General features: G+C 66.3%; 18 protein-coding genes. 13 read left to right on the forward strand and 5 right to left on the reverse strand.

What is annotated here, in order from left to right:
• Window positions 1-3: 3 nt before the first annotated feature.
• Entirely contained in the window at window positions 4-1,404 is a 1,401-nt protein-coding gene (locus AC1DIM_RS13535) for an MFS transporter (RefSeq protein WP_477711014.1), read from the reverse strand.
• 148 nt (window positions 1,405-1,552) lie between these two features.
• Here AC1DIM_RS13535 and AC1DIM_RS13540 point away from each other — a divergent pair, with 148 nt between their 5' ends.
• Entirely contained in the window at window positions 1,553-2,407 is an 855-nt protein-coding gene (locus tag AC1DIM_RS13540) for a LysR substrate-binding domain-containing protein (RefSeq protein WP_477711015.1), read from the forward strand.
• A 143-nt stretch (window positions 2,408-2,550) separates the two neighbouring features.
• Window positions 2,551-2,865 carry a hypothetical protein gene (locus AC1DIM_RS13545; protein WP_477711016.1) on the forward strand — a complete coding sequence of 105 codons (315 nt, stop codon included), beginning with the start codon at window positions 2,551-2,553 and terminating at the stop codon, window positions 2,863-2,865.
• Between the two features lie 128 nt (window positions 2,866-2,993).
• Here the strand turns inward: AC1DIM_RS13545 and AC1DIM_RS13550 are convergent, their stop codons facing one another.
• Together AC1DIM_RS13550 and AC1DIM_RS13555 are read right to left on the reverse strand one after the other, a co-directional pair.
• Window positions 2,994-6,491: a bifunctional proline dehydrogenase/L-glutamate gamma-semialdehyde dehydrogenase gene (locus tag AC1DIM_RS13550; RefSeq protein ID WP_477711017.1), complete on the reverse strand. Its 3,498-nt coding sequence runs from the start codon at window positions 6,489-6,491 to the stop codon at window positions 2,994-2,996.
• 211 nt (window positions 6,492-6,702) lie between these two features.
• Window positions 6,703-8,166 carry an amino acid permease gene (locus AC1DIM_RS13555; RefSeq protein WP_477711018.1) on the reverse strand — a complete coding sequence of 488 codons (1,464 nt, stop codon included), beginning with the start codon at window positions 8,164-8,166 and terminating at the stop codon, window positions 6,703-6,705.
• 152 nt (window positions 8,167-8,318) lie between these two features.
• Between AC1DIM_RS13555 and AC1DIM_RS13560 the strand changes: the two genes are divergently transcribed.
• The 4 genes from AC1DIM_RS13560 (at window position 8,319) to AC1DIM_RS13575 (ending at window position 11,965) form a co-directional block, all read left to right on the forward strand.
• On the forward strand, window positions 8,319-9,233 hold the full coding sequence (locus AC1DIM_RS13560) for a LysR substrate-binding domain-containing protein (protein WP_477711019.1): 915 nt from the start codon (window positions 8,319-8,321) through the stop codon (window positions 9,231-9,233).
• Between the two features lie 103 nt (window positions 9,234-9,336).
• On the forward strand, window positions 9,337-9,762 hold the full coding sequence (gene panD / locus AC1DIM_RS13565) for an aspartate 1-decarboxylase (protein ID WP_477711020.1): 426 nt from the start codon (window positions 9,337-9,339) through the stop codon (window positions 9,760-9,762).
• A 51-nt stretch (window positions 9,763-9,813) separates the two neighbouring features.
• Window positions 9,814-10,740 carry an AEC family transporter gene (locus AC1DIM_RS13570; protein WP_477711021.1) on the forward strand — a complete coding sequence of 309 codons (927 nt, stop codon included), beginning with the start codon at window positions 9,814-9,816 and terminating at the stop codon, window positions 10,738-10,740.
• A gap of 19 nt (window positions 10,741-10,759) precedes the next feature.
• On the forward strand, window positions 10,760-11,965 hold the full coding sequence (locus tag AC1DIM_RS13575) for an FAD-dependent oxidoreductase (RefSeq protein ID WP_477711022.1): 1,206 nt from the start codon (window positions 10,760-10,762) through the stop codon (window positions 11,963-11,965).
• A gap of 49 nt (window positions 11,966-12,014) precedes the next feature.
• On the opposite strand, the gene AC1DIM_RS13580 is transcribed toward AC1DIM_RS13575, so the two are convergent.
• Window positions 12,015-14,654: a trehalase-like domain-containing protein gene (locus AC1DIM_RS13580; protein WP_477711023.1), complete on the reverse strand. Its 2,640-nt coding sequence runs from the start codon at window positions 14,652-14,654 to the stop codon at window positions 12,015-12,017.
• 239 nt (window positions 14,655-14,893) lie between these two features.
• On the opposite strand from AC1DIM_RS13580, the gene AC1DIM_RS13585 reads away from it, so the two are divergent.
• From AC1DIM_RS13585 to galT, 7 genes are read left to right on the forward strand one after another with little or no spacing between them, the layout of a single operon-like run.
• On the forward strand, window positions 14,894-16,213 hold the full coding sequence (locus AC1DIM_RS13585) for an ABC transporter substrate-binding protein (RefSeq protein WP_477711024.1): 1,320 nt from the start codon (window positions 14,894-14,896) through the stop codon (window positions 16,211-16,213).
• Window positions 16,214-16,258: 45 nt separating this feature from the next.
• Complete coding sequence (locus tag AC1DIM_RS13590; protein WP_477711025.1) at window positions 16,259-17,209, forward strand: carbohydrate ABC transporter permease; 951 nt, start codon at window positions 16,259-16,261, stop codon at window positions 17,207-17,209.
• Window positions 17,206-18,153 carry a carbohydrate ABC transporter permease gene (locus tag AC1DIM_RS13595; protein WP_477711026.1) on the forward strand — a complete coding sequence of 316 codons (948 nt, stop codon included), beginning with the start codon at window positions 17,206-17,208 and terminating at the stop codon, window positions 18,151-18,153. The genes AC1DIM_RS13590 and AC1DIM_RS13595 overlap by 4 nt, the downstream gene beginning before the upstream one ends.
• A 2-nt stretch (window positions 18,154-18,155) precedes the next feature.
• Window positions 18,156-20,261 (forward strand): beta-galactosidase, encoded by a 2,106-nt coding sequence (locus AC1DIM_RS13600; RefSeq protein ID WP_477711027.1) that lies wholly within the window; start codon window positions 18,156-18,158, stop codon window positions 20,259-20,261.
• Between the two features lie 9 nt (window positions 20,262-20,270).
• Window positions 20,271-21,062: a DeoR/GlpR family DNA-binding transcription regulator gene (locus tag AC1DIM_RS13605; protein WP_477711028.1), complete on the forward strand. Its 792-nt coding sequence runs from the start codon at window positions 20,271-20,273 to the stop codon at window positions 21,060-21,062.
• Window positions 21,063-21,115: 53 nt separating this feature from the next.
• The gene (locus tag AC1DIM_RS13610) at window positions 21,116-23,371 is read left to right on the forward strand and encodes an alpha-galactosidase (protein WP_477711029.1); all 2,256 of its coding nucleotides are present in this window, start codon (window positions 21,116-21,118) and stop codon (window positions 23,369-23,371) included.
• A gap of 1 nt (window position 23,372) precedes the next feature.
• The gene (gene galT / locus AC1DIM_RS13615) at window positions 23,373-24,488 is read left to right on the forward strand and encodes a galactose-1-phosphate uridylyltransferase (protein ID WP_477711030.1); all 1,116 of its coding nucleotides are present in this window, start codon (window positions 23,373-23,375) and stop codon (window positions 24,486-24,488) included.
• A 12-nt stretch (window positions 24,489-24,500) separates the two neighbouring features.
• On the opposite strand, the gene AC1DIM_RS13620 is transcribed toward galT, so the two are convergent.
• Entirely contained in the window at window positions 24,501-25,586 is a 1,086-nt protein-coding gene (locus AC1DIM_RS13620) for a glycoside hydrolase family 130 protein (protein WP_477711031.1), read from the reverse strand.
• Window position 25,587 lies beyond the last annotated feature (1 nt).

A 25,587-nucleotide genomic window follows, 5' to 3' on the forward strand; every position in this document is an offset into this window, starting at 1 on the left:
GGCCTAGCCCGCAGCCACCCGGCTGACAATCCGCACCGGGTGGCGGCGGTCCCTGAGGTCCACGCGGAGCCCCAAGGCAGCTTTGCGGGCCAGGACGACGCCGACTGTCACCGCGGCGAGCGCCGGCACCCCGCCGGACACCAGCAAGGCGATGTGCGGGTCAACGTGCTCGGCAATCCACCCGAGCATCGGGCCGCCGATGGCCTGGCCGCCGATCAGCACCATGATGTATAAACTCATGACGCGTCCGCGGATAGCCATGTTCGAACTGATCTGGACCAGCTGGTTCGAGCCGGTCAGGAACATCAGGCACCAGAATCCGGACAGGACCATCACCACACCGAACCAGAGCATGGACGGCGCCAACGCCGCGAGGCAGAGCATCAGGCCGTACATTCCCGCGCAGAACACCACGGACCGGAGCCGCAGCTGCCGGCGCCGGGTTGAGGCGACGGCGCCGGCGAGCGCGCCGAGGGCCACCAGCGCGTTGAGCAGGCCATAGCCGCCGGCACCGACGTCGAACACGTGGTCCGCGAAGGCGGCGAGCAGGACAGGCAGGCTCATGGCGAACACGGCGACGAACCCGGCCATCAGCCACGGCCAGTAAATGGTGGGCTTGCTGAGCGCATACCGCAGCCCCTCCCGCAGCATGCCCTTCTTCTTCGGGGCCGGCGCGCTGACAAACAGCTGGTCCTTCCGCAGGAGCAGCAGCATGGTCACCGTGGAGCAGCACGCCACGGCATTGGCGGCAAATGCCCAGCCGGCACCGACGGCAGTGAGCAGCAGGCCGGCGAGCGCCGGGCCGATCAGCCCGCCCAGCTGGAACGTGGTGGAGTTGACGCTGATCGCATTGCGAAGGTACTTGGGGCCAACCAGCTCATTGACGAAGACCTGGCGCGCGGGCTGGTCCAGCACCGTGACCAGCCCCAGCACGAAGGCGATGCCGTAGACATGCCATACCTCGATGGCGCCGGTCAGGGAAAGCACGGCCAGGGTTGCGGCGAGGATGGCCGCCATGCTCTGGCACAGCATCAGGATCTTTCGCTTGGCGAAGCGGTCCGCCACCATGCCGCCCCACGGTCCCAGCAGGAGGGACGGCATGAACTGCAGCGCCACGGTGATGCCCACGGCGGTGACGGAGCCGGAGAGTTCCAGCACCAGCCAGTCCTGCGCGATCCGTTGCATCCAGAGGGCCACAACAGCCACAAAGTGCCCGATCGCGAAGATGCGGAAGTTCGGGACTTTCAGGGAGATGAAGGTGTGGCGCCACGGCAGGTGTTCACTGACGACGCCGATGGGCTGGGTTTGGGCGGCGGCCGGGGAAGCTGCGGCGGAGTCCGCGGCGGACGCTGAATCGATGACGGGCTGGCTGACGGTTGCCGATGTTGGCGGTGGGGGAGCCACGAGTATGTCCTCAGGGAAGCGGGCGGGTTGGGATGCTCCCACGCTAGGCTGGTTGCAATCGATTATGTAGACGTATCGTGTCTATAACTACCATCACGAAACGCAATGGAGCCCCGGGCCAACGGTCCCAGCGCCAAAGGAGTCCGACGTGTTTGAGCCCGCGCAGCTTCGCTCTTTCCTTGCCGTGGCAGAAACGCTGAGCTTCACCAAGGCCGCCGAAAGGCTGGGCCTGGCACAGCCAACAGTCAGCCAGCACGTCCGCAAGCTGGAGACCGCCGCCAAACGCGTCCTCATCAGCCGCGACACCCGCGACGTCCGGCTGACGGACAACGGCGACGCCATGGCCGGGTTCGCACGCAACATCCTGTCGGCCCACGATGCCGCCGCCCGCTACTTCTCCGGCTCCGCCATGCGCGGCCGGCTTCGCTTCGGCACGGCCGATGACCTGGCCATCACCGGGCTCCCCCGGATCCTGCGTGAATTCCGGCAGGTCTACCCCCAGATCAACCTTGAGCTCACCGTTGGCCAGAGCGACCAGTTGTACAAAAAACTCAACGCCGGTCAACTGGACCTGGTGTTTGTGAAATGGGTGGCCGGCGCTAAGGATGGAACCGTGGTCCAGCACGATACGTTCTCCTGGGTGGGGCTGGAGCAGACGTCCCTCAAACCTGCGGACCCTGTGCCGCTCATCGCCTATCCCTCCCCCAGCCTCAGCCGGAAGCTGGCCATCGACGCGCTCGAAGCCCATGGGCGGACCTGGCGAATCACGTGCACCACCCGGCAGATCAGCGGGGTCCTGGCGGCGCTCCGGGCCGGCATCGGTGTCGCCGTGATGCCGACGTCTCTGGTCCCCGAAGACCTGAAGATCATCACCCGCACCTTCGATTTACCACCGGTGGGCGACGTCGATTTCACCCTGATCCGCAATCCGCTGGCCAACGCTGAAGTGATCGATGCCCTGACGCAGGCCATTGTAGGCCGGACGCTCAAGAAGTCCGCCTGACCACACCCATATTTCATAAAAACCATTGAGAAAAAACCCGGCCTCCTCTATGCTGGTTTTTCCATGGGGTCAAGCAGTGGCCGGTTCAACACTACGAGTGCGCCCCGCGGCCCATGGGGCGGCCGTACTCGGGAAGGCAGCCAATGACGACAGCCGAGAACACCCATTTACATACAGCATTTGCGTCCCGACATAACACCGTACGCCCGCTGGCCACGCATCATGTCAGCCACAGCTCCGGCATCACCCATGTCACCGAGTACGTAGGCAAGCCCACGTGCGATAAGTGCGGCACGGACGAATTTATCTACCTTGAGTCATATGTCCCTCCGGTTTACCGGCGTGACGGGGCGGTCAGGACCCTGGGCGAAGTCGCCTACACCTGCACCCGTTGCGAAGATTTCTCCGCCCACAGCGTTCCCGCGTCGTGGACTCCCCCAGGCTGGTATCTGGGTTAACTCTTAATGGTCTCCGGCCGGCGCCTCGGGCGCGGCCCCTCATAACAAACAGAAAGTCCCGACGGCCGCGCTTGGTGGCCGTCGGGACTTTCATTTTTCGTCGCCTGCGCTCGGCGCCCTGGAACCGCCTAGATCAGGGCATCCGACAGGTGGTTCGGGGTGCCGAACCGGTGGGCGGTGATGCTGATGGCCTGTTCGTGCAGGAACGGCAGCAACTCCACCCTGCCGGCCTCGGTCACCGGGTGCGGGTAGACCGCCACGTCCGGGCGCCCGTCGATGGCTTCGGCGAGTGCGGTGGCGTCGCCGCCGATCAGGCGGATCCGCACACCGGACAGCTTGCCCGCCTTGGCGAGGCGGGCCGCCGAAGCCAGCCAGCCGGCGTCGGACTCCACCGTGACTGAAACATCCAGTCCGGTGAGGACTGCACGCAGCTGGGCGGGAAGTTCGACGGCGGTGGATACCGTCAGTGCCGACCCCGCCTGGACACCGGCGGCGACAGTCCGCACCAGGTGCGCCAGCGGGGCGCCTTCGGAAAGGCGGACGGTGACCGGCAGCGGGCGGTAGCGGAAGATGTTGCGCTCCGCGCTCAGGCCGGACACGTCCTTGGCCGTGCCGAACTCGTCGGCCCAGGCCTGGGCGTCGGACGCGAGGGATCGCTGCAGCGACCCGAGTTCACCCGGCTGCAGGGCGCTAGCGGACGCGGCGGCGATCCGGCGGACGCCGTCGTTCGTGGTGGCGGCACTCGCTGTGCTGGCGTGGCTGGTCCAGTCGCCGAGGCCCGCCAGGTAGTTCGGTCCGCCGGCTTTGGTGCCTGCGCCGACGGCGGACTTCTTCCAGCCGCCGAACGGCTGGCGCTGCACGATGGCGCCGGTGATGCCGCGGTTGACGTAGAGGTTTCCGGCCTGGATGGAGTCCAGCCAGATTCCGAGCTCGTCCGGGTTCAGGGAGTGCAGGCCTGCCGTGAGGCCGTACTCGATCTGGTTCTGGATGGCGATAGCCTCCTCGAGGGTCTCGGCTGTCATGACGCCGAGGACCGGTCCGAAGAACTCGGTGAGGTGGAAGTAGGATCCGCGGCGGACGCCGTGGCGCACGCCGGGGCTCCAGAGCCGGCCCGTCTCGTCCAGCTGCTTCGGCTCCACAGCCCAGGTCTCGCCTTCGCCGAGGGTGGTGAGGGCGTTGAGGAGTTTGCCGTTGGCGGGCTCGATGATCGGACCCATCTGGCTGGTGGGGTCCTGCGGGTAGCCCACCTTGAGGGAGGTGACGGCGTCGATCAGCTGGTTGTGGAACCTCTTGGACGTGGCAACCGAGCCCACCAGGATCACCAGTGAGGCGGCGGAGCACTTCTGGCCGGCGTGGCCGAACGCGGAGTAGGCGACGTCCTTGGCGGCGAGATCGAGGTCAGCGCTGGGGGTGACGATGATGGCGTTCTTGCCGCTGGTCTCCGCCAAAAGCGGCAGGTCCTTACGGAAGGAACGGAACAGTTCCGCGGTCTCGTAGCCGCCGGTGAGGATCACGCGGCCCACCGCGGGGTGGGAGATCAGCTGCTGGCCGAGCTCACGCTCACCCAGCTGCACCATGGTCAGCACGTCCTTCGGGACGCCTGCTTCCCAGAGCGCCTCGATCATCACGGCGCCGCTGCGGCGGGCCTGTTTCGCGGGTTTGATCACGACGGCGGAGCCCGCGGCGAGTGCCGCAAGGGTGGACCCTGCCGGGATGGCCACCGGGAAGTTCCATGGCGGGGTCACCACGGTGAGTTTCGCTGGGACGAACGTGGCGCCGTCGACCTTTTCCAGCTTGCGCGCCGACTCGGCGTAGAAGTGGGCGAAGTCGATGGCTTCGCTGACCTCGGGGTCGCCTTGGTCGATGGTCTTGCCGGTTTCGCTGGCCATGACTTCGAGCAGGTCGGCGCGGCGGGCCTCGAGGACGTCGCCGGCGCGGTGCAGGATTTCGGCGCGCTCGTCAGCGGACAGGGCGCCCCAGGCCTTGCCCTTCTCAACAGCGGTCGCAATCACGGTGTTGAGGGTTGCCTCGTCGTTGATGGTGGCGGCTTCGACCGAGGCGTTCCCCAGAGTGGAGGAAGGGACGCGGTCCAGGATGGCGAGGCCCCAGTCGCGGTTGGCGGGCAGGGACGGGTCCGTGTCCGGGGTGTTGTCGAACGAATCGTGCGGCAGGGGCTGCGGCGGCAGGCTGCGGTTCTGCTGCCGGTTGGCCGGCGGGACCTCGTCGTCGAGCTTGTCCAGCGAGGCGAGGAAGCGCTGTTTCTCGCGTTCGAACAACTGTTCGTTGTCGCTCAGCTCGAAGACTGCTGACATGAAGTTGTCCTGGCTGGCGCCCTCTTCGAGGCGGCGGATCAGGTAGGCGATGGCTACGTCGAACTCGGCCGGGTGCACCACGGGGGTGTAGAGCAGGAGGGAGCCGACGTCCTTCTTGACGGCTTCGGCCTGGCCCTGCGCCATACCCAGCAGCATCTCGAATTCAATGCCAGCCTGAACGCCGCGCTGCTTGGCGAGCAGCCAGGCGAAAGCAATGTCGAAGAGGTTGTGGCCGGCCACCCCGATCCGGACGTTCTTGATCCGGTCCGGGTGCAGGGCGTAGTTGATGACGCGCTTGTAGTTGGTGTCCGAGTCCTGCTTGGTGTGCCAAGTGGCGAGCGGCCAGTCATGGAGGGATGCTTCCACCTGTTCCATGGGCAGGTTGGCGCCCTTGACCACGCGGACCTTGATGGCGGCACCGCCGCTGGCACGGCGCGCGGCGGCCCAGTCCTGGAGCCGGATTATGGCGGCGAGGGCGTCCGGGAGGTAGGCCTGCAGCACAATGCCGGCCTCGAGGTTCTTAAACTCGGGCTTGTCCAGGATCCTGGTGAAGACCGCGATGGTCATGTCCAGGTCCTTGTATTCCTCCATGTCCAGGTTGATGAACTTGGCCTTCTGGCCGGTGTTGTTGCCGGCCCCGGACCCGGCGAAGGATGCGGCACGGGTGAAGAGAGGCGTGAGCTTTTCGACGACGTGCTCCACGGCCTCGTCGAAGGCCCAGGCGGAGTGCGGGGCCACGGTGGAGGAGACCTTGATGGAGACGTAGTCCACGTCCGGACGGGCCAGCAGGGTGTGCGTGCCCTCGAGACGGCGGGAAGCCTCATGCTCGCCCAGGACTGCCTCGCCGAGGAGGTTCACGTTGAGCTTGATGCCGTCCTTGCGGATCTTGGCGATGGCGGGGCCCAGCTTGGCATCGGTGGCGTCCACGATCAGGTGGCCCACCATTTCGCGGAGGACTTTGCGGGCGATCGGGATGACAACCTGGGGCAGGACCGGGGCCATGGTGCCGCCGAGCTGCACCGCGCGGCGCATGTACCAGGGCAGGAACGCCGGAACCTTGGGGGCGAGGGCGGCGAGGTTGCGGGCGGCGACGTGCAGGTCCTCTGGGCGGACCACGCCGTCGACGAAGCCGACCGTGAAGTCAAGGCCGTTTGGGTCCTTCAACACGCCAGCGAGCTGCTCGGCCGAAGCGTCAACAGGAACCTTTGACGCTTCGGTGAGCCAACGGCGGACCAGCGCGATGGTGTCCGCGGCGAGGGCGCGGGCCTGAGGGACGTCAGCCCGGCCGGAGATTTCCGTTGCAGTGTGGGTCATGATTGCTCGTTCTTTCATCGATGCGAAGGGGGTCTTATCCATCAGTATGAGCTTGGAGTCACTTAAGAGAAAGCGACCTTTTCTAAGCAATACAGGTTAGAAAATCCAACGCTTTCTGGGCCCACTAGCCACCCGTTGCTCTATCACTTTTGGTCCCTAAACCAGGGGTTTAGGGACCAAAAGTGATAGAGCAACCGGGGGGTGGGGCGGGTCAGGCCAGGGGGCGGTGCATCTCCACGGCCTCGGCGTGGCGCGGGCTGTTGGGGTTCATCAGGGAGTGCCTGCGGCCGTATCCGAAGTAGATGGCCAGGCCGATGATGAGCCACACAATAAAGCGCACCCAGGTTTGCCACGGCAGTTGGGTCATCAGGAACCCGGAAGCCAGGATCCCGAAGGCCGGCACCAGCGGCATCAGCGGAAGCCTGAATGTTCGCGGCGCTTCCGGCTTCTTGTAGCGAAAGATGATGACGGACAAACAAACAACAACGAACGCAGCCAGGATTCCGATATTTGTCAGATCAGCCACTTCCTTGATAGGGAACACGCCGGCCAGGAACGCCGACGTGACGCCGGCAATCCAGGTAACCCGTTGGGGCGTGCCGTGGCGGTCGGTCTTGGCGAACCAGCCCGGCAGGAGTCCGTCCCGGCTCATGGAGAACCAGACGCGGGTAACGCCCAGCAGGAAGGTCAGCATCACCGTAAGGATGGACAGTACGGCGAACACGGAAATGATGGTTGCGATGACCGGCAGGCCAACCGAGTTGAAGGCCGAGGCGAAGCCGGCCTTGGGGTCGATGTCCTTGTAGTTCTGCATCCCGGTCAGGACGAGGGTAGCCGCCACATACAGCAGCATGGCGACGATAAGCGAGAGCACGATCGCCTTGGGCATGTGCTTCTTGCCGTCCGTTGCTTCCTCGGCCGCGGTGCTCATGGCGTCGTACCCGAAAACAGCAAAGAACACTGTGGCCGAACCTGCCACCACCGGCCCGAAGCCACTGGGCATAAACGGGTTGTAGTTGTTCGTATCGATATAGAAGACGCCCAGGCCGATGATAAAGAGAATCAGGAGGACCTTGATGGCCACGGCGACCAGTTCGAACCGGCCGAAGGCCTTGGTTCCGCGGGACAGGATCCACGTCACCAAAAGGCAGACCAGGATGGCGGGAATGTTGATGAGGCCGCCTTTGCCCTCATCCGGCGTGGACGTCATCCATGCGGGCAGATGGAGGCCGACGCCGGAAAGGAACGCCTCCAGGTACCCGGAGATGCCAATGGCCACCACGGCCACGATGGCGATGTACTCGAGCAGCAGGTCCCAGCCGATGAACCAGCCGATCACTTCGCCAAGCGCCACATAGCCGTATGTGTAGGCCGAGCCGGCCCGGGGAATCATGCCGGCAAACTCGGCATAGGACAGGGCTGCGGCCGCGGAGGCAAGACCGGCGATCAGGAAGGAAATCAGCACCGCGGGTCCCACCCCCGGGTTGTCCCCGCTCCCTGCCGCCACCAGCCCTGCAAGGGAAAAGATGCCGACGCCGATGATGCCGCCGACGCCGATGGCCGTGAGCTGCCAGAGCCCAAGGGATTTGAAAAGCCCGCTGTGCTTGTTTTCTTCTTCAATGTCGTCAAGGGGCTTACGCCGCATGATGGATTGGGCCATGTCTTTGGTACTCATCAGTTACTCCTGCGTGGGGTGCGGCCCCATCGCTGCACCCGGGTAGGGCTGTGACGGGGGTAACTCAGGACACCAGTATGCAAGCAGTAATTGCGTTAGATAAAGTGATTCTTTCTAACCAATATCCATTAGATCCGTCAAGGAATATGGCCATGCTCGATGTCCGCCGCCTCAGGCTGCTCCGCGAACTGAAAATCCGGGGGACCCTGGCCGAGGTCGCGGAGGCGCTGCAGTACAGCCCGTCGTCGGTCTCGCAGCAACTGGCCCTGCTCGAAAAGGAAGTGGGCGTGGAACTGCTCCGGAAAACCGGACGCCGGGTCCAGCTGACACCGCAGGCGGAAGTCCTGGTGGCGCATACGGCCCAGTTGCTTGAAACCCTGGAGCAGGCCGAGGCAGACCTGGCGGCCTCGCTGACCACCGTCACCGGAACTGTGCGGATCGCCGTCTTCCAGTCCGCGGCGCTGGCCCTGATGCCGGGCACCCTGACGCGGATGACGGCTGAGTACCCGGAGGTGCGGATCGAAATGACCCAGCGGGAGCCGGAAACCGCCCTGCACGAGACCTGGGCGCGCGACTTCGACTTGGTGATCGCCGAACAGTACCCCGGCCACGCCGCGCCAAGGTATCCGGAGCTGGACCGCGTCAAACTGACCACCGACGCCATCCGGCTCGCCGTTCCGCCGGCGTCCGACGGCGGCCCCTCCATCCGCTCGCTCGAGGACACTGCGGCGCTCCCCTGGGTCATGGAGCCCCGCGGCGCCGCCTCCCGGCACTGGGCGGAGCAGGCCTGCCGAACAGCGGGATTCGAGCCCGACGTGCGCTTCGAAACAGCGGATCTCCAGGCTCAGATCAGGCTGATCGAGTCCGGCAATGCCGTGGCACTCATGCCGGACCTCGTCTGGACCGGCCGCAGCACCACCGCCCAACTCCTGGACCTGCCCGGTAATCCGCACCGCACCGTGTTCACCTCGGTGCGGCGTTCCAGCGCGCAGCGGCCCGCCATCCTTGCCGCCCGGGAGACGCTCGCCGCCACGGCCGCGTCTGTAAGTGGGCCGCTGGGGCAGTGACGGACGACGTCGCCCGGCCGGCCGGCGTCGTCCGTTCCTGTTTAAGCTCCTGTTTAGTACGTCACAGCGCGACCCCGGGGGCCGGCGATAGACTGGACACCTTATGAATCGCACAATTTTCAAGTCCAAAATCCACCGGGCCACCGTCACGCACGCCGACCTGCACTACGTAGGTTCGGTCACGGTTGACCTGGACCTCCTCGACGCTGCCGATATCCTTCCCGGCGAGCTAGTGGCCATCGTGGACGTCACCAACGGTGCGCGCCTGGAAACTTACACCATCGCCGGCGAGCGCGGCTCGGGTGTGATCGGCATCAACGGCGCCGCTGCGCACCTGATGCATGAGAATGACATCGTGATCCTCATTACCTATGCCCAGATGACCACGGAAGAGGCCAAGGCCTACGATCCGAAGGTTGTCCATGTGGACAGGGACAACAAAATCGTCCAGATCGGAAACGATCCTGCAGAGGGCCACACCCCCGGCCTGATGCGCCCGCCGTACGCGCTCAATAACGCCACCGCCTAGCCGGAGCGTGAGTCCCGGCACACACCGCCTCCGCGCTCTCGGAGGCTTCCCTTGGTAGGCGTGCTGCAGGGCTTTTTTGTGGTCTGGTTCATCATCATGGTGGGCTGGTTCGTGGGCCGGCAGCGGATCCTGGGCGAGAACGCCCGCCAGGTCCTCAGCGCCCTCACCTTTTTCGTGGCCAGCCCGGCTCTCCTGTTCGAGACCCTGAGCAAGGCACAGCTGCGGGAAGTCTTCGCCGAACCCCTGCTGGTCACCGCGGTGGCAGCGATTGCCAGCGCCTTGATGTTCTTCAGCATCGTGAGGTTCATCCTGAAGCGTGCTTTGCCGGAGGCGCTGATGTCCTCGATGGCGGCGTCCTTGGCCAACTCCGCCAACCTGGGCATCCCCATCGCCGTCTACGTTCTGGGGGACGCCAGCTATGTGGCGCCGCTGCTGATCTTCCAGCTGGCTTTCTTCACCCCGCTCTTCCTGATGATCCTGGACGCCAGCACCAGCACCCACCGCACCACGCCCATGGGCTTCATCCTCATGATCCTGCGGAACCCGATGATTGTCGGGTCCGCGCTGGGCCTGCTGGTGGCCGGGATGAGCTGGCAGGTGCCCGCCCTGGTCCTGGAGCCCATCCACCTGATCGGCGGCGCAGCCATCCCTGCCATGCTGATCGCCTTTGGCATGAGCCTGCACGGCAGCCGGCCGTTGCAAGCCGCTGCCGGCAGGCGACTGGACACCATCCTGGCCAGCGTCTTCAAGCTGGTGGTGCAGCCTGTCATTGCCTACCTGTTTGCCCGCTTTGTCCTGGGGCTCGAAGGCCAGGCCCTGTTCGCGGTGGTGGTTGTTTCTTCGCTCCCCACGGCGCAGAACGTCTTTGTCGCCGCCAGCCGCTACTCCACCGGCCTCACCGTGGCCAAGGACACCGTGCTGATCACTACGGTGGTGGCGGTACCCGCCATGATCGGCGTCGCCCTGCTGTTGAACTGACCGGATCCTAAGGAGCCACATGGGAACAATGCTTGACACTGTTGTGATTGGCGGCGGAGCAATGGGCTCCGCCGCCGCCTGGGCGTTGGCCCGCCGTGGCCGGCAGGTCACCCTGCTGGAACAGTTCGGCCCGGGCCACCACAACGGCGCTTCCCACGGCAGCACCAGGAACCTGAACCCGGGCTACCACCGGCCGGAATACGTGGCCATGCTGGCCGAGGGGCTGGCACTCTGGGACGAACTCGAGCAGGACAGCGGCGAGCGGCTGCTCACCCGGACGGGGATCGTCAACCATGGCCCCGATCCGCGGCTTCCGCTTGTTCAGGCCGCGCTCACCGAGGCCGGTATCGCGGCTGAGCCGCTCCGTCCCGATGAGGCCGCCGAGCGGTGGCGGGGCATCCGCTTCGACCAGCAGGTGCTCTACATGCCCGACGGCGGCCAGCTGAACCCCGAGGCCGCGCTCCCCGCCTTCCAGCGGCTCGCCGTTGCCCGCGGCGCCGAGATCCGGCACCACACCAAGGTGCTGGACCTGGAAATGATGGACGACGGCGTCCGGCTCACCTTAGAGGTGGGCGGCGCAGAGAACGGCGGCGGGACGGGCAACGGCGGGACGGGCGACGGCGCGCAGGGGGACACCGGCGCAGCCGGCACGATCGAGGTGGTCACCGCCGCGCAGGCAGTGGTGACCGCCGGCGCCTGGACGGCGAAACTACTGTCCGGGGCAGCCGGAGGCGGGAAACTGAGGATTCCCCGGCTCAGGGTCACGCAGGAACAGCCGGCGCACTTCCGCATTGCCGATGAACAGGCCGTGTGGCCCGGCTTCAACCACACTCCCGGACCAGGCGACACCTACAAGGACTGGTATTCACCGGTCTACGGGATGCAGACACCCGGTGAAGGCATCAAGGCCGGCTGGCACGGAGTCGGCCCGGTGGTGGACCCGGACAAGCGTTCCTTCCTTCCGGAACCCGTCCAGCTCGCGGCGCTGCAGGAATACGCCCGGACCTGGCTGCCCGGCGTCGACGCCGATTCCTTCGAACCCATCAGCTGCACGTACACCACCACACCGGACGAAGACTTCATCCTTGACCGGATCGGCCCCATCGTTATCGGTGCGGGCTTCTCCGGCCACGGTTTCAAGTTCACCCCGGTGGTGGGACGGATCCTCGCGGACCTCGCCACGGGCACCCGGCCCGCGCCGCAGATCTTCTCGGCGTCGCGGTAGGTTCCGCGTCGTGCCAGGCGGTTCCGGCTTCCCGCTGGCCACGGGATAGCTACGGCGCCCTGACCTCAGGCCGGTGCCGGTCCAGGAGCCGGGCGCAGCGGATGAAACCTAGGTGGGAGTAGGCCTGCGGATGGTTGCCGAGGTGCGTTTCCGTGCTGGGATCGTACTCCTCCGGCAGCAGCCCGGTGGGACCAAACAGGTTCACGAGCTGGTCGAACAGGTCCCAGGCCTCCTCGATCCTGCCCACCGCAACGTACGCCTCAATGAGCCAGGTGGTGCAGATGTGGAAGCCGCCCTCCAAACCCGGCAGGCCGTCGTCGTACCTGTACCGGAACACGGTGGGTCCCACCCTAAGTTCGCGTTCCACGGCCGTGACCGTGTCCAGGAAGCGCTGGTCGGTGACGTCCAACAGGCCGGACAGCCCGATGTGCAGGACCGCCGCGTCGAGGTCGGGGCTGTCGTAGGCAACGGTGTAGGAGCATGCCGAGTCATCCCAGCCCTCACGCAGGACCTCCTCGCGGATGGCGCGTGCCGTGGGTTCCCACGCGGGCTCCGGCGTCCTGCCGTGCCGGGCGGCGGTTCGGAGTGCGCGGTCCAGCGTCACCCAGCACATCACTTTGCTGTAGACGTGGTGCCGGGGCGGCCGCCGGGCTTCCCAGATGCCGTGGTCCGGCTCATGCCAGCGGGCCAGCACGGCGGAGGCCATCTTCACCATCAGTTCCCAGTGGTCGTCCGCCAGGTTGCCATTCCGCTCGCTGAGCGCGGCGATGAGTTCGGTGACGGGCCCAAAGACGTCCAGCTGGATCTGGTGGTCAGCGGCATTCCCGATCCGGACCGGACGGGAACCGGCGTATCCGGGCAGGCTGTCGATAATGGCTTCGGTGGACAGCTGCGCCCCCGTGACCGAGTACAGCGGATGGAGCCATTCCGGGCCGGGCGCATGCTCCAGGATCCGGCCCAGCCACGCCAGGAACCCGGCAGCCTCAGTCGTCGAGCCCAGGTCCACCAGCGCGTGCACGGTCATGGATCCGTCCCGTAGCCAGCAGTACCGGTAGTCCCAGTTCCGCGTCCCGCCGATCCCCTCGGGAAGGGAAGTTGTGGGGGCAGCCAGCACGGCACCGGTTGGCTCATGCACCAGGGCGCGCAACACCAGCGCGGAGCGGCGGACCAGTGACGGCTTCACGGCGGGCAGCTCCAGGTCCTGGACCCAGCGGCGGGAGTGCAGGGCGACGCCGGCACGCCGGTCCACCTCGCCGTCCGGGTCCGTGGCGCCGGGTTCAGTGTCCCCGCACCGCAGGTTCAGGACCACCGGGCCGTCCTGCAGGTTCACCGCGGCTGTCGCCGTAGCGTGCCGGCCGTCGGAGGTAATCACGAACCTGACGCCCGGCGCGGAAAGGACAATGGGATCGGCCGTGCCCACGATATGCAGCTCGTCACCGCGGGCCTCCATGCTGAAGGGCACGTTGGCATAGTCCGGCCGGGGTGCAAAGACAATCCTCGCAGCGCCGGTGCCGGAGAGCACCCGGACCAGGCTGGTGATCCCTTCTGGCGCCGGTTCCAGGTAGTCCGTGACGGTCACGTCAGCCCACCGGGTTTCCACAATCATGGTGCTGTCCACGTACCGCTGACCGAGCACTTGTGAAGCCTTAACCGGCTCCACGGAGAAGTGCCCGGCTGCATCCCCGCCGAGGATGTGGGCGAACAGCGAGCCTGAATCGGGCAGCGGGTGGCTCATCCAACAGACTTTGGCGTCCGGGGTGAGCAGTGCCGTTGAGGTTCCGTTCCCGATCAGCGTGTGCCGTTCCAGTCCCACGGCGTCCTCGCCGAACAGCCAGGCGCGCCGGAGCTCAAAGAGGATGGCCAGGACCCGGGCAAACGATTCCGGGTCCCGCAGCCGGTGCGCGGCGGCCGTATCCCCGGGCCCAACGTGCAGGCCCAGGTCCGGGCCGCGGAGGGTGGCGATGGCCAGTTCATCACTGTAGGCATCGCCTGCATACAGTGCAGCGCTGGCGCCGAGCCGGGACCTGAGGCTTTCCAGGGCGTCGGCCTTGGACGGTTCCACCACCGAGAGGTCCAGCACGGAGCCGTCCACGATGAAGAACAGCCCATGGGCCCGGGCGATCTCCCGCGCGGTGTCCGTTACGGACGCCACAACATCCGGCATCGCCGGACGGGTGTGCACGGAGACGGCAACGGGCTTGCGCTCAATCCACACACCCTCCTGGAATCCCACCGCTTCGGAGAGCGCGGTGCTGACTTTCTGCAGGGTCACCTCGGTGGCCAATGGCTGGACGTGGGCGAACTGCATGTCCGATTCGGCACCGTGCGAGCCGATCAGATGGACCTCTGCGGGGAGGCGGGAGACGGCGGCGAGATCACGCAGCGAGCGTCCGGAGATGACGGCGGCGTGAGTGTTGGGCAGTGCCGCCAACGCGCGCAGTGCGATGGCGGCACTGCCCAAGGGAAGGGTTTCGGTGGAGATCCCCTCGGCGGCGCACAGCGTGCCGCCGTAGTTGCAGGCCACGAGCAGCCCGGGGACCCGGGCCAAAGCTTTGAGCTCCGCCAGCAGCGTGGGGGTGAACCCTTCATCTGCGGCATCTGACTGGACGAACGCCCGCAGCAGGCCCAATGGCAGCGACTTGGTCAGGAGCGCGGAATCCGCCACGCTCTGGTTGAACGGAGTAGGCATTTGCATAACCCTTCGAGCAGAAAACGGCCCGGAAAGGCTGCCGCATCTTTCATGGTGCGGCCGGGCCGTTTCCCCCGAATGTCCCGCTGGTTGCAGCCGTGTAACATCCACAACCCGAACGGCGTAAGCCGACTTTCCACAATGTTCGTCTTTGCCTCTTGACGTTCTTTATTGTGCGTTTATGATAGTTATCAATGTGAGTTGCTTCACACCACCTGCACTGTTTCAAAGGAGAAATCATGACCATGCATGAAGACGCGTTGCGCCGGGCTTCCAGCCAGGGCGGGTGGGACAGGCGGACGCTGCTGAAGACGTTTGGTGCAGGCGCCCTCGCCATAGCCGGCGCTCCCTTGCTGGCAGGGTGCACCGGCGGCAGCGGCCCTGCCGCCAGCGGCGGCAGCAAGACAGTTACCTTCGGGTCGGGTTCATCGGATGAAGTACCCAAGAACGCCTACAAGGCCGTCACGGATGCCTTCACGAAGAAGTCCGGCATCACGGTCAACACCAACGTGGTTCCCCACAACGACTTCCAGAACAAAATCAACACCTACCTCCAGGGCAGCCCGGATGACACCTTCACCTGGTTCGCCGGCTATCGCATGCAGTACTACGCCGGCAAGGGCCTGCTGGCCCCGATCGACGACGTTTGGGAAAAGGTCGGCGGCAATTATTCCGAGGCCATGAAGAAGGCATCCACCGGCGCCGACGGCAAGATGTACTTCATCCCCAACTACAACTATCCCTGGGGGTTCTTCTACCGGAAGAGCCTCTGGGCCGAGAAGGGCTACGAGGTTCCCACCACCTTTGACGCGCTGACAGCCCTGGCCAAAAAAATGCAGGCCGACGGCCTCATCCCGATCGAGTTCGCCGACAAGGACGGCTGGCCGGCGATGGGCACCTTCGACTACCTGAACATGCGCCTGAACGGCTACCAGTTCCACATGGACCTCACGGCGCACAAGGAATCCTGGGACCAGAAGAAGGTCAGTGATGTCTTCGACACCTGGAAGGCGCTCCTGCCCTTCCAGAACCCGAATGCCCTTGGCATGACGTGGCAGGACTCCGCGAAAAACCTCGGTGACAAGAAGTCCGGGATGTACCTGCTGGGGTCCTTCCTCACCCAGCAGTACACGGACAAGACCGTCGCCGACGACATCGACTTCTTCCCGTTCCCGGAACTCGCAATGGAGGGCCGGGACGCCGTCGAGGCACCGATCGACGGTCTCCTGCTGTCCAAGAAGGGCGGCGAGAACCAGTCCGCCAGGGACTTCCTGGCCTACCTCGGCACCCCCGAGGGGCAGGACGTGTATGCCTCCGTGGACAGCTCAAACATCGCCGCCGCCAAGGGAGCCGATACGTCCAAGTTTTCGCCCTTGAGCAAGAAGATGGCGGACGTCATCGCCAACGCCAAGAGCATCAGCCAGTTCTTTGACCGGGACGCGCTGCCCGCCATGGCCAACAACGTCATGATCCCGGCCCTGCAGTCGTTCATCAAGGACGGCAACGTTGACGTCAAGAACCTGGAAGCCCAGGCCAAGTCGCTCTACGCCGCCCAATAGCGGACGCCCAGGCCACCACGATCCGGCACTAAGGAATATCTTCCCGTGAGTACACTTTCCAAAACGAGCCCCGCCGGGCGGCGCACCACCGCCGCCCGGGCGGGGCGGGTCCGGCGGCTCTCGCGCCGCGATAAGTGGGTCCTGAGTTTCATGGTGGGCCTGCCCACCCTGATCCAACTGGTCCTGGTCTGGATCCCGACGCTCCTGTCGGCGGCGCTGTCCTTCACCCGGTGGAATGGCCTGAGCCTGGACGACATCAAGCCCGCAGGGATCAGCAACTACGAGTTCATCGCCGAAAACTACCCTCCGTTCTGGCCCGCCGTGCAACACAACGTGCTCTGGCTGGTGTTCCTCGCCGTCATCGCGACCCCGTTGGGGCTCCYGCTGGCCATCCTGCTGGACCAGAACATCCGCGGCACCAAGATCTACCAGAGCATCTTCTTCACGCCGGTGATGCTGTCCCTGGCACTGATCGGCGTCATCTGGCAGCTCTTCTACAACCGTGACAGCGGGCTCCTGAACTTCCTGCTCGGCACGGCGGGAACGCCGCACGCGGTGGACTGGTTCGGTGATTCCGGCGTCAACATCTGGGCTGCGCTCATCGCAGCGACATGGCGGCATGCAGGCTACGTCATGATCCTGTACCTGGCCGGGCTCAAGGGCGTCGACCCCACCCTGCGCGAAGCCGCGCAGATCGATGGCGCCAACGCGGTGCAGACCTTCTTCCGGGTGATCTTTCCGGCCATGCGCCCCGTCAACGTCATCATCATCGTGATTACCGTGATCGAGTCCCTCCGCGCCTTCGACATCGTCTATGTGATCAACCGCGGCACCAACGGCCTGGAGCTCATCAGCGCCCTGGTCATCCAAAACCTGGTCGGCGAGGGTCAGGTGATCGGCGTCGGATCGGCGCTGGCTGTCATCCTCCTTGTCATTTCCCTGGTACCCATCACGTTCTACCTGTCCCGGGCCTTCGGAAAGGACAAAGAGGCATGAGCATCACGCAGCCCACGGACGCACCCGCTGCGGGCAGTTCGCCCGCCAGGCGGAGCGCCCGCATTGGCTCGGGCCAGCCGGCCAACACCAAACGCGGCAAGCCCCACTACGGCATCCACCTGTTCCTTATCGTCCTCGCCATTATGTGGCTCATCCCCTTGGTCTGGACCATCTTCACCGCGCTGCGTCCCAAGGCAGACACGGACAAGTACGGCTATTTCAGCTTCGGAGGGTCGTTCAACTTCGACAACTTCAGCCAGGCCTGGACCCAGGGCGGTTTCGCCCAGTACGCCTGGAACTCCGCCCTGATCACCGTCCCGTCCGTCATCCTGGTGCTGTTCTTCGCCTCGATGATGGCGTTCGCCGTCAGCCGGGTCAACTGGAAGTTCAACGTCACGCTCCTGATCATGTTCACCGCCGGCAACCTGCTGCCGCCGCAGGTCCTCGCCGCGCCGCTGTTCGAGATGTTCAAACTGCTGCCGCTGCCCTACAGCGTCAGCGATTCCGGGAGCCTGCTCAACACCTACATCAGTGTGATCGCCGTGGACACGGCGTTCCAGATCGGTTTCGTGACGTTCGTCCTCTCCAACTACATGAAGGCGCTTTCCCCCGAGCTCACCGAGGCTGCCCTGGTGGACGGGGCCGGGGTATGGCGCCAGTACTGGAACATCATTCTGCCGCTGTGCCGGCCGGCCCTGGCCGCCATGGGCACCCTCGAGGTCATCTTCATCTACAACGATTTCTTCTGGCCGCTGCTCTTCCTGCAAAGCGGCGACCGCCTCCCGCTGACCACGGCAGTCAACAACCTCCAAGGCCAGTTCCTCTCCAACTACAACCTCATCGCCGCCGGCGCCATGATCACGGCCATCCCGGCCCTGGTGATCTACCTCCTGCTCCAGCGACACTTCGTAGCCGGTTTGACGCTCGGCTCCAGCAAAGGATAAACGTGGACAACCACAACAACGCTTCCATGGACTACATCACCGCCCGACTCGGCTCCGAGGGCTCCCCCATGTTGGCCTTCGGCGGCGACTACAACCCCGAGCAGTGGCCCGAGGCGACCTGGGAGGAAGACGTCCGGCTGATGCGCGAGGCCGGCGTCAACCTGGTCAGCGTGGGCATCTTCAGCTGGTCGCTGCTGGAACCGTCCGAGGGCGTCTACGAGTTCGGCTGGCTGGACCGGATCCTGGACCTGCTGCACGCGAACGGGGTGCGGGTTGACCTGGCGAACGCCACCGCCTCCCCGCCACCGTGGTTCAGCCACAAGTACCCCGAGTCGCTGCCGGTAACGGCCGACGGCGTGAGGCACAGTTACGGTTCCCGGCAGGCCTTCGCTGCCTCCAGCCCCGACTACCGGCGGGCAGCCGCGGCCCTCACCGAGCAGATCGCCGCGCGCTATAAGGACCATCCCGCCGTCGTGATGTGGCACGTCCATAACGAGTACGGCTGCCACAACCAGCCGGACTTCTCCGACGGCGCCGCCGCCGGTTTCCGGCGCTGGCTCGAGCGCCGCTACGGCAGCCTCGAGGCCCTCAATGCCGCGTGGGGCACTGCCTTCTGGTCCCAGCGCTACTCGGACTGGCAGGAAATCCTGCCGCCCCGGACCTCCGGGACCTGGGTCAACCCGACGCAGCAGCTGGACTTCGCGCGCTATTCCTCTGACGAGCTGCTCGAATGCTACAAGGCTGAAGCGGCCATCATCCGTTCGCACTCCGGGCACCCGGTCACCACCAACTTCATGGGCTTCAACATGGGCCTGCACCAGCCGGTGGACTACTGGCGCTGGTCCGAGGAGATGGACGTGGTCTCCAACGACCACTACCTCATTGCCGAGGATCTGCGGAACTTCCAGGAGCTGGCGGCCACGGCGGACCTCACCCGCGGCTGGGCCAAGGGCAAGCCCTGGCTGCTCATGGAACATTCGACGTCGGCCGTCAACTGGCAGCCCCGCAACATTGCCAAAGCGCCCGGCGAGCTGCTGCGCAATTCGCTGCAGCACGTGGCCCGCGGAGCAGACGGCGCGCTGTTCTTTCAGTGGCGGGCCTCCCGCGCCGGCGCCGAGAAGTTCCACTCCGGGCTGCTGCCCCATGCCGGCACCGAGACCAAGGTGTGGCGTGAAGTGGTGCAACTCGGCCAGGCGCTGCGCAGCCTGGCCGAAATCAGCGGCTCGGTGGTCACCGGGGCCTCCGGCCGGGTGGACGTCGCCATCCTGCACGACACCGATGCCCGCTGGGCATCCGAGCTGGACTCGCACCCGAGCGTGGATGCCTCGAACATTGCCGAAACCCGGCGCTGGCACGATGCGTTCTACCGCGCCGGGATCCCCACGGACTTCGCCCGGAGCACCGACGACCTCTCCGGCTACCGGCTCGTCATTGCCCCCATGCAGTACCTGCTGAGCGATGCGGGCGTGGCGAACCTGGACGGCTACACACGCTCCGGCGGCCATCTCGTCGTGTCCTACTTCTCCGGAATCGTGGACGAAAATGACCACATCAGGCTGGGCAGCTACCCCGGTGCCTTCAGCGGACTGCTGGGCGTGCAGATGGAAGAGTTCTTTCCGCTGCGGGCAGGGGAAAGCGTCCGGCTCACCGGCTTCGGTGCCGGCAGCTGCTGGAACGAACTGGGCAGGGCCACCACCGCCGAGGTCCTCGCGGCCGTGGCCGAGGGGCCGGCTACGGGTTCTCCAGCCGTGTCCCGCAACCGGGCCGGCAGCGGCCGCTCCTACTACGTCGCCACCACACTCGCGCCGGAGGGCCTGGGCGAACTGCTCACCATCGTCTGCGCCGATGCAGGGGTGCAGCCGCTCGTTCCGGATCTGCCCGAAGATGTGGAAGTCGCCCGGCGCAGCAAGGACGGAACCGACTGGACGTTCTGCATCAACCACGGAACCCACGAGGTCCGGCTACCGCTGGAAGGAGTCGACCTCATCACCGGAACCGAGCTCGACGGCGGACTAGGCCTCGCGGCCGGTGCAGTCGCCGTCGTCCGTTCGCCTGCCGTCCAGCTGGTCGGCACCTCCGCCAACCAGTCGAACAACGCAAGCCGGTAAGGACACCACATGCTCGCCGCAGCCCGCCATGCAGCCATCCTCGCAGAGGTCCAGCGTGAGCGGATTGTCCGCGTCGCGGACCTCGCCAGGATGCTGGGAGTCTCCCTGATGACGGTGCGGCGGGACATTGAGGCCCTCGACGGCGCAGGCGCGTTGGAGAAAATCCATGGCGGGGCCAAAATGCCGGGCGGAGCCAGCACCCACGAGCCTGGTTTTGAGCTGAAGGTGACCCAGCTCAAAAACGAAAAAATGGCTATTGCGCAGGAGGCTGCCGCCCAGGTGCGTGAGGGAATGGCGGTGGGGCTCAGCGCCGGCACCACCACCTGGGCGCTGGCCCAGCTGTTGTCCGCCGGTCCACGCATCACGGTGGTCACCAACTCGGTGCGGATTGCCAACGTGTTCCACCAGAGCTCTTCGACGTCCACCGTCATTCTGACCGGCGGCGAGCGCACGCCCTCCGACGCGCTGGTGGGCCCCTTGGCAACCTCCTCCCTCAATCAGCTGCACCTGGACGTGCTGTTCCTCGGCGTCCACGGCGTGGACGCCGACGCCGGGTTTACCACTCCGAACGTGCTCGAGGCCGAAACCGACCGGGCGTTCGTGGCGGCGGCGCGTCGCGTGGTGGTGCTGGCCGACCACACGAAGTGGGGCACGCTCGGCATCAGCACGATCGCCGCCCTCGAGGACGCCGACGAACTCATCAGCGACGACCTGCTCGGTGGCGAAGCCAGGCGCATCCTCGGCAAACGCGTGGGCCGGCTGCGGCTGGCCCACGTCTCCGCCGGCGCCGCAGTAGGTTGACCACTGGCACTACCACCCCACCCCATCCGAACCCCACAACGCCTGGAGCTGCAGTGAACAACCCGGACCTGAACCTTGCCGCGGAACCCCTGACTGCAGGAACCGCGCTGCCCCCGGCGCCGCTTTACCTGCGACGCGCGGGCACCGCGCTGCTCATCGATTTCAGCACCGGCGAGCCGGCCTTGTTGCACTTCGGCGCCGACCTCGGCCCGGACCTGCCCGACCTTTCGCTGCTGACCGACCCCGTGCCGCACTCCGCCCTGGACACCCCGGTGACCCTGGGCCTGATCCCGCAGGCTTCCTCGGGATGGCGCGGGCGTCCGGGACTCCGCGGCCACCGAAACGGCGGCGGGTTCTCCGCCCGGCTCCGGCTGGCCGCCGTCGCAGCTGACCCCGACGCCGGATCCGCCGTCATCACCCAGGCCGATCCCGACGCCGGCATCACGGTGCGGACCGAGGTCCGGATTAACGACGGCGGCCTGCTCCAGCTCCGCCACTCCCTGACGAACGATGGGCCGGACACCTACTTCGTCGAGGAACTGGCCGCGGTGCTGCCGGTGGGCCGCGCCGCCACGGAGGTCCTTGACCTGACCGGCCGCTGGTGCCGGGAATCCCACCCCCAGCGCCTTCCGCTGCATCAGGGCACTTGGGTTCGCTCGGGCCGGCACGGCCGGACCGGCCATGACTCCTCACTCCTGCTGGCCGCCGGTACTGCAGGGTTCGGGTACCGCCACGGGCAAGTATGGGCTGTCCATCTGGGCTGGAGCGGCAACCACGAGAGCTTCGTCGACACTGCCGGGGACGGCCGGACCGTCATCGGCGCCTCGGAGCTGCTCGGATCGGCCGAAATCAGCCTGGCACCGCATGCCTCCTATGAGACCCCCTGGCTGTTTGCCGCCTACTCCGACTTCGGCCTGGACGGCATCACGGAGGCTTTCTACACCTGGTTCCGTAGCCGTCCGCACCACCCGGGCGCCGCATCGGGCAAGCCCCGCCCCGTGGTCCTGAACGTCTGGGAGGCGGTCTATTTCGACCACCGGCTGCCGGTCCTGCTGGACCTGGCCCAGACCGCCGCCAGCCTGGGCGTTGAACGCTACGTGCTCGACGACGGCTGGTTCCGCGGCCGGCGCAACGACACCGCGGGCCTCGGCGACTGGTACGTCGATGAGCACGTCTGGCCCGACGGCCTCACGCCGTTGATCGACGCCGTGACCGGCCACGGCATGGAGTTTGGCCTGTGGGTGGAGCCGGAGATGGTCAACGAGGACTCGGACCTCGCCCGGGCGCACCCGGACTGGATCGCCGGGCCCGCTCCGCGCCCCGCGGGCGGCATTCCCGGCTCCAACGGCCGGCTGCCGGAACGGTGGCGGCACCAGCAAGTCCTGGACCTGGTCAACCCTGACGCCTGGCAGTACATCTTTGACCGGCTCGATGCCCTCCTGCGGGAGAACCGGATCAGCTACCTCAAATGGGACCAGAACCGGGACCTCACCGAGATGGGCCATGCCGGCCGGCCTTCGGTCCATGCCCAGACCCGGGCTGTGTACCGGCTCCTGGACGACCTGCGCAGGGCCCACCCCGGGGTCGAGATTGAAAGCTGCTCCTCAGGGGGCGCCCGCGTGGATCTCGGCATCCTGGAACGCACGGACCGGGTGTGGGGGTCGGACTGCAACGACGCCCTGGAACGGCAGACCATCCAGCGCTGGACCGGAATGGTGGTGCCGCCGGAGCTCGTCGGATCACATATCGGGCCCACCACGAGCCACACCACCGCGCGGACCCACGATCTCTCATTCCGGGCAGTCACCGCGATGTTTGGTCACTTCGGCCTTGAATGGGACGTCCGGCAGCTCAGCGCCCCGGAGCGTGAGGAGCTCGCGCAGGCGATCGCGCTCTTCAAGAAGTACCGTGCCCTGCTGCACAGCGGCCGCATGGTGCGCGCCGATGAGCCCGATCCCGCCCTGCGGCTGCACGGTGTGGTCGCTCAGGACGGCAGCGAAGCCCTCTACGCGCTGGTGTCCGTGGCGACGTCGTTCGCCGAAGTCCCCGGGCGGGTCTGCCTTCCTGCGCTGCGCCCCGAAGCCCGTTACCGGGTGGAGGCCGTCTATCCGGCGCCCGGCGACAAACACGCTTTTATGCAGACGGTGCCGCCGGCGTGGCTCAGCACCGGCATCGAGGCCACCGGCCGTTTCCTGGCGGCGTCCGGCCTGCCGATGCCGGTCCTCAACCCCGAACACGGTGTGCTCCTGGCCGTCCACCGGATAAGCGAGGACGCCACCCCCGGTGGCCGCCCCGCAGGGAACTCTTAGCATGGACCAGATCACGAAGCGTGCCTACAAGCTCGCCGACGGACGGGACCTCATCTACTTCGACGACGCCGACACGACGCTCGCGCCGGAGCGCGGACCGGACCTCCGCGAGCCGGCCGTCCGGCCGCCCACCGCCACCATGCGACAGGATGCCCTGACCGGCGAGTGGATTTCGATCGCGGCCGCCCGGCAGAACCGGGTGGTCCTGCCGCCCTCGCATCTGGACCCGCTGGCCCCGGCGTCGCCGGACAACCCCTCCGAAGTCCCCAGCCTTTACGACGTTGCCGTCTTCGAAAACAAGTCCCCGTCGTTTGGTCCCGGGCTGTCCGGGCCCGGAACCCCGGAAGGCCTCGATGACCTGGCCAGGATCGGCCTGGGACGCAGCCGGCAGTCAGTGGGCCGCTGCGAAGTGGTGTGCTTCTCGCCCGAACACACGGGTTCCCTCGCCGGGGTATCAATGTCCCGGATGCGGACAGTGGTGGAGGCCTGGGCTGACCGGACGGCGGCGCTGTCTGCGCTGCCCGGCGTAGAGCAGGTCTTTCCGTTCGAGAACCGCGGCGAGGCGATCGGTGTGACGCTGCACCACCCGCACGGCCAGATCTACGCTTACCCGTACATCACCCCGCGCACCGCCCAGCTGATCCGCACGATCGCGAAGTACGGCGGCACCCTGTTCGAGGACATCCTCGACTTCGAGCAGACATCCGGGCGGGTGCTGCTCAGGGGCGAGCACTGGACGGCGTTCGTCCCGTTCGCCGCGCGCTGGCCGCTGGAAGTGCACATGCTCCCCCACCGGCACGTCCCGGACCTGGCCGCGACGACGGGAGAGGAACGCGACGAGTTCTCCCGGCTGTACGGCCGGCTCCTGCGCGGAGTCGACGCCCTCTACTCGACGCCGACCCCCTACATCTCCGCGTGGCACCAGGCCCCCGTCAACGCCCACCGGGACGACGTCCGGCTGATGCTGCAGCTGACATCTCCCCGGCGGGAAGAGAACAAGCTCAAGTACCTGGCCGGATCCGAAGCGGCGATGGGGGCGTTCATCGCCGACATCCCTCCCGAGACCGCCGCGGCCCGGCTGCGGGCCGCCATCGGCAAGGAAGGGGCGGTTGCGTAAAGTCCGCCGGGCTCAGATCCTGTCCAGTTTGGCGACGCCGATTTTGGAGTCGGCCATGCCGTAGAAAACAAACAACTGCTCCCCGATTTTCTCGATGGCGGTGGGGAACACCACGTTCGGCACAATCCCGGAGATCTCATCCTCGGTTTCGGGCGCGAGCAGCGGCTTGTCGCTGCGGGCGATGACCTGGGACGGGTCATCCGCGGACAGGATCATGGCGGCGGCAGCGTAGTTGACGTTCTGCTGCTGTTCGAACGCCGAGGCCGCCATCTTGCCGGCCACGCCGTGATGGATCAGGAGCCAGCCCTCGTCCACCCGGTGCGGGGGCGGGCCGCCGCCGATCTTCAGTTCCTCGAACGGGAACTCACTGAGGGCCACCAGCCGGTGCTTGCCCATGTGCACCAGGTTGCGCAGGTCCCGCTCGACGTCGGCCACGGCCGCGTAGGAGATCCAGATGCCGGGCCGATTGTCCGTGACGCCGGCGGGCAGGTGCTCGCCTTCGCCGGGACGGATCCAGCCCAGGTCCCACATGGGGCGGTGCAGCATCGCGTAGGAGGGCACGCCGTCGGGGTCGTTCACCGGTTCCGGGAAGAAGACAGCGTCCTTGTTGGGGAACAGGTTCAGGTCCATGGAGAGATCGGCCTGGTACTCAAAGAAGCAGGGGCCCAGCCGCTCCCAGTTGCGGAGGTCCTCGGAGTGCGCAAAGGCGAGCCGGGGGCCCAGCGGGCCGTAGGCCACGTAGGTCATGAGGTGCTTGCCCAGGGCGGGCACCCAGGTGGTGCGCGGGTCCTCCGTGCCGGCGTTGTTCAGCCCGCGTTCCCAGCCCTCGTCCGGGGCGAGCACCACACCCTCGCGTTCCACGCCGGTGGGCACGCCGTCGTCGCTGATGATGACCTTGGCCAGGCCCACACGGGACACATTGCCTGTAGCCACCAGCCGCGGGAGCAGGTACAGCTCGCCGTCCGGGCCGCGGCCGCTGGCCGGGTTGAGGACGCCCTCGGCTTCGAAGTCGTTGCCGGGCTCGGGGGTCATGATGACGCCGGCGCGGGTGAGGGTGAACGGGACAGTGGGGAGTGCAGAAGTGTGCGGGGAAGTCATG

This window comes from Pseudarthrobacter sp. 01T43, assembly GCF_056398665.1.

Bases quoted from the DNA above. Each gene is read 5' to 3' on its own strand.
- AC1DIM_RS13620 (WP_477711031.1), bottom strand. From the start codon at position 25,586: ATGACTTCCCCGCACACTTCTGCACTCCCCACTGTCCCGTTCACCCTC.
- galT (WP_477711030.1), top strand. From the start codon at position 23,373: ATGGACCAGATCACGAAGCGTGCCTACAAGCTCGCCGACGGACGGGAC.
- AC1DIM_RS13580 (WP_477711023.1), bottom strand. From the start codon at position 14,654: ATGCCTACTCCGTTCAACCAGAGCGTGGCGGATTCCGCGCTCCTGACC.
- AC1DIM_RS13545 (WP_477711016.1), top strand. From the start codon at position 2,551: ATGACGACAGCCGAGAACACCCATTTACATACAGCATTTGCGTCCCGA.
- panD (WP_477711020.1), top strand. From the start codon at position 9,337: ATGAATCGCACAATTTTCAAGTCCAAAATCCACCGGGCCACCGTCACG.
- AC1DIM_RS13555 (WP_477711018.1), bottom strand. From the start codon at position 8,166: ATGAGTACCAAAGACATGGCCCAATCCATCATGCGGCGTAAGCCCCTT.
- AC1DIM_RS13585 (WP_477711024.1), top strand. From the start codon at position 14,894: ATGACCATGCATGAAGACGCGTTGCGCCGGGCTTCCAGCCAGGGCGGG.
- AC1DIM_RS13605 (WP_477711028.1), top strand. From the start codon at position 20,271: ATGCTCGCCGCAGCCCGCCATGCAGCCATCCTCGCAGAGGTCCAGCGT.
- AC1DIM_RS13550 (WP_477711017.1), bottom strand. From the start codon at position 6,491: ATGACCCACACTGCAACGGAAATCTCCGGCCGGGCTGACGTCCCTCAG.
- AC1DIM_RS13575 (WP_477711022.1), top strand. From the start codon at position 10,760: ATGGGAACAATGCTTGACACTGTTGTGATTGGCGGCGGAGCAATGGGC.
- AC1DIM_RS13595 (WP_477711026.1), top strand. From the start codon at position 17,206: ATGAGCATCACGCAGCCCACGGACGCACCCGCTGCGGGCAGTTCGCCC.
- AC1DIM_RS13560 (WP_477711019.1), top strand. From the start codon at position 8,319: ATGCTCGATGTCCGCCGCCTCAGGCTGCTCCGCGAACTGAAAATCCGG.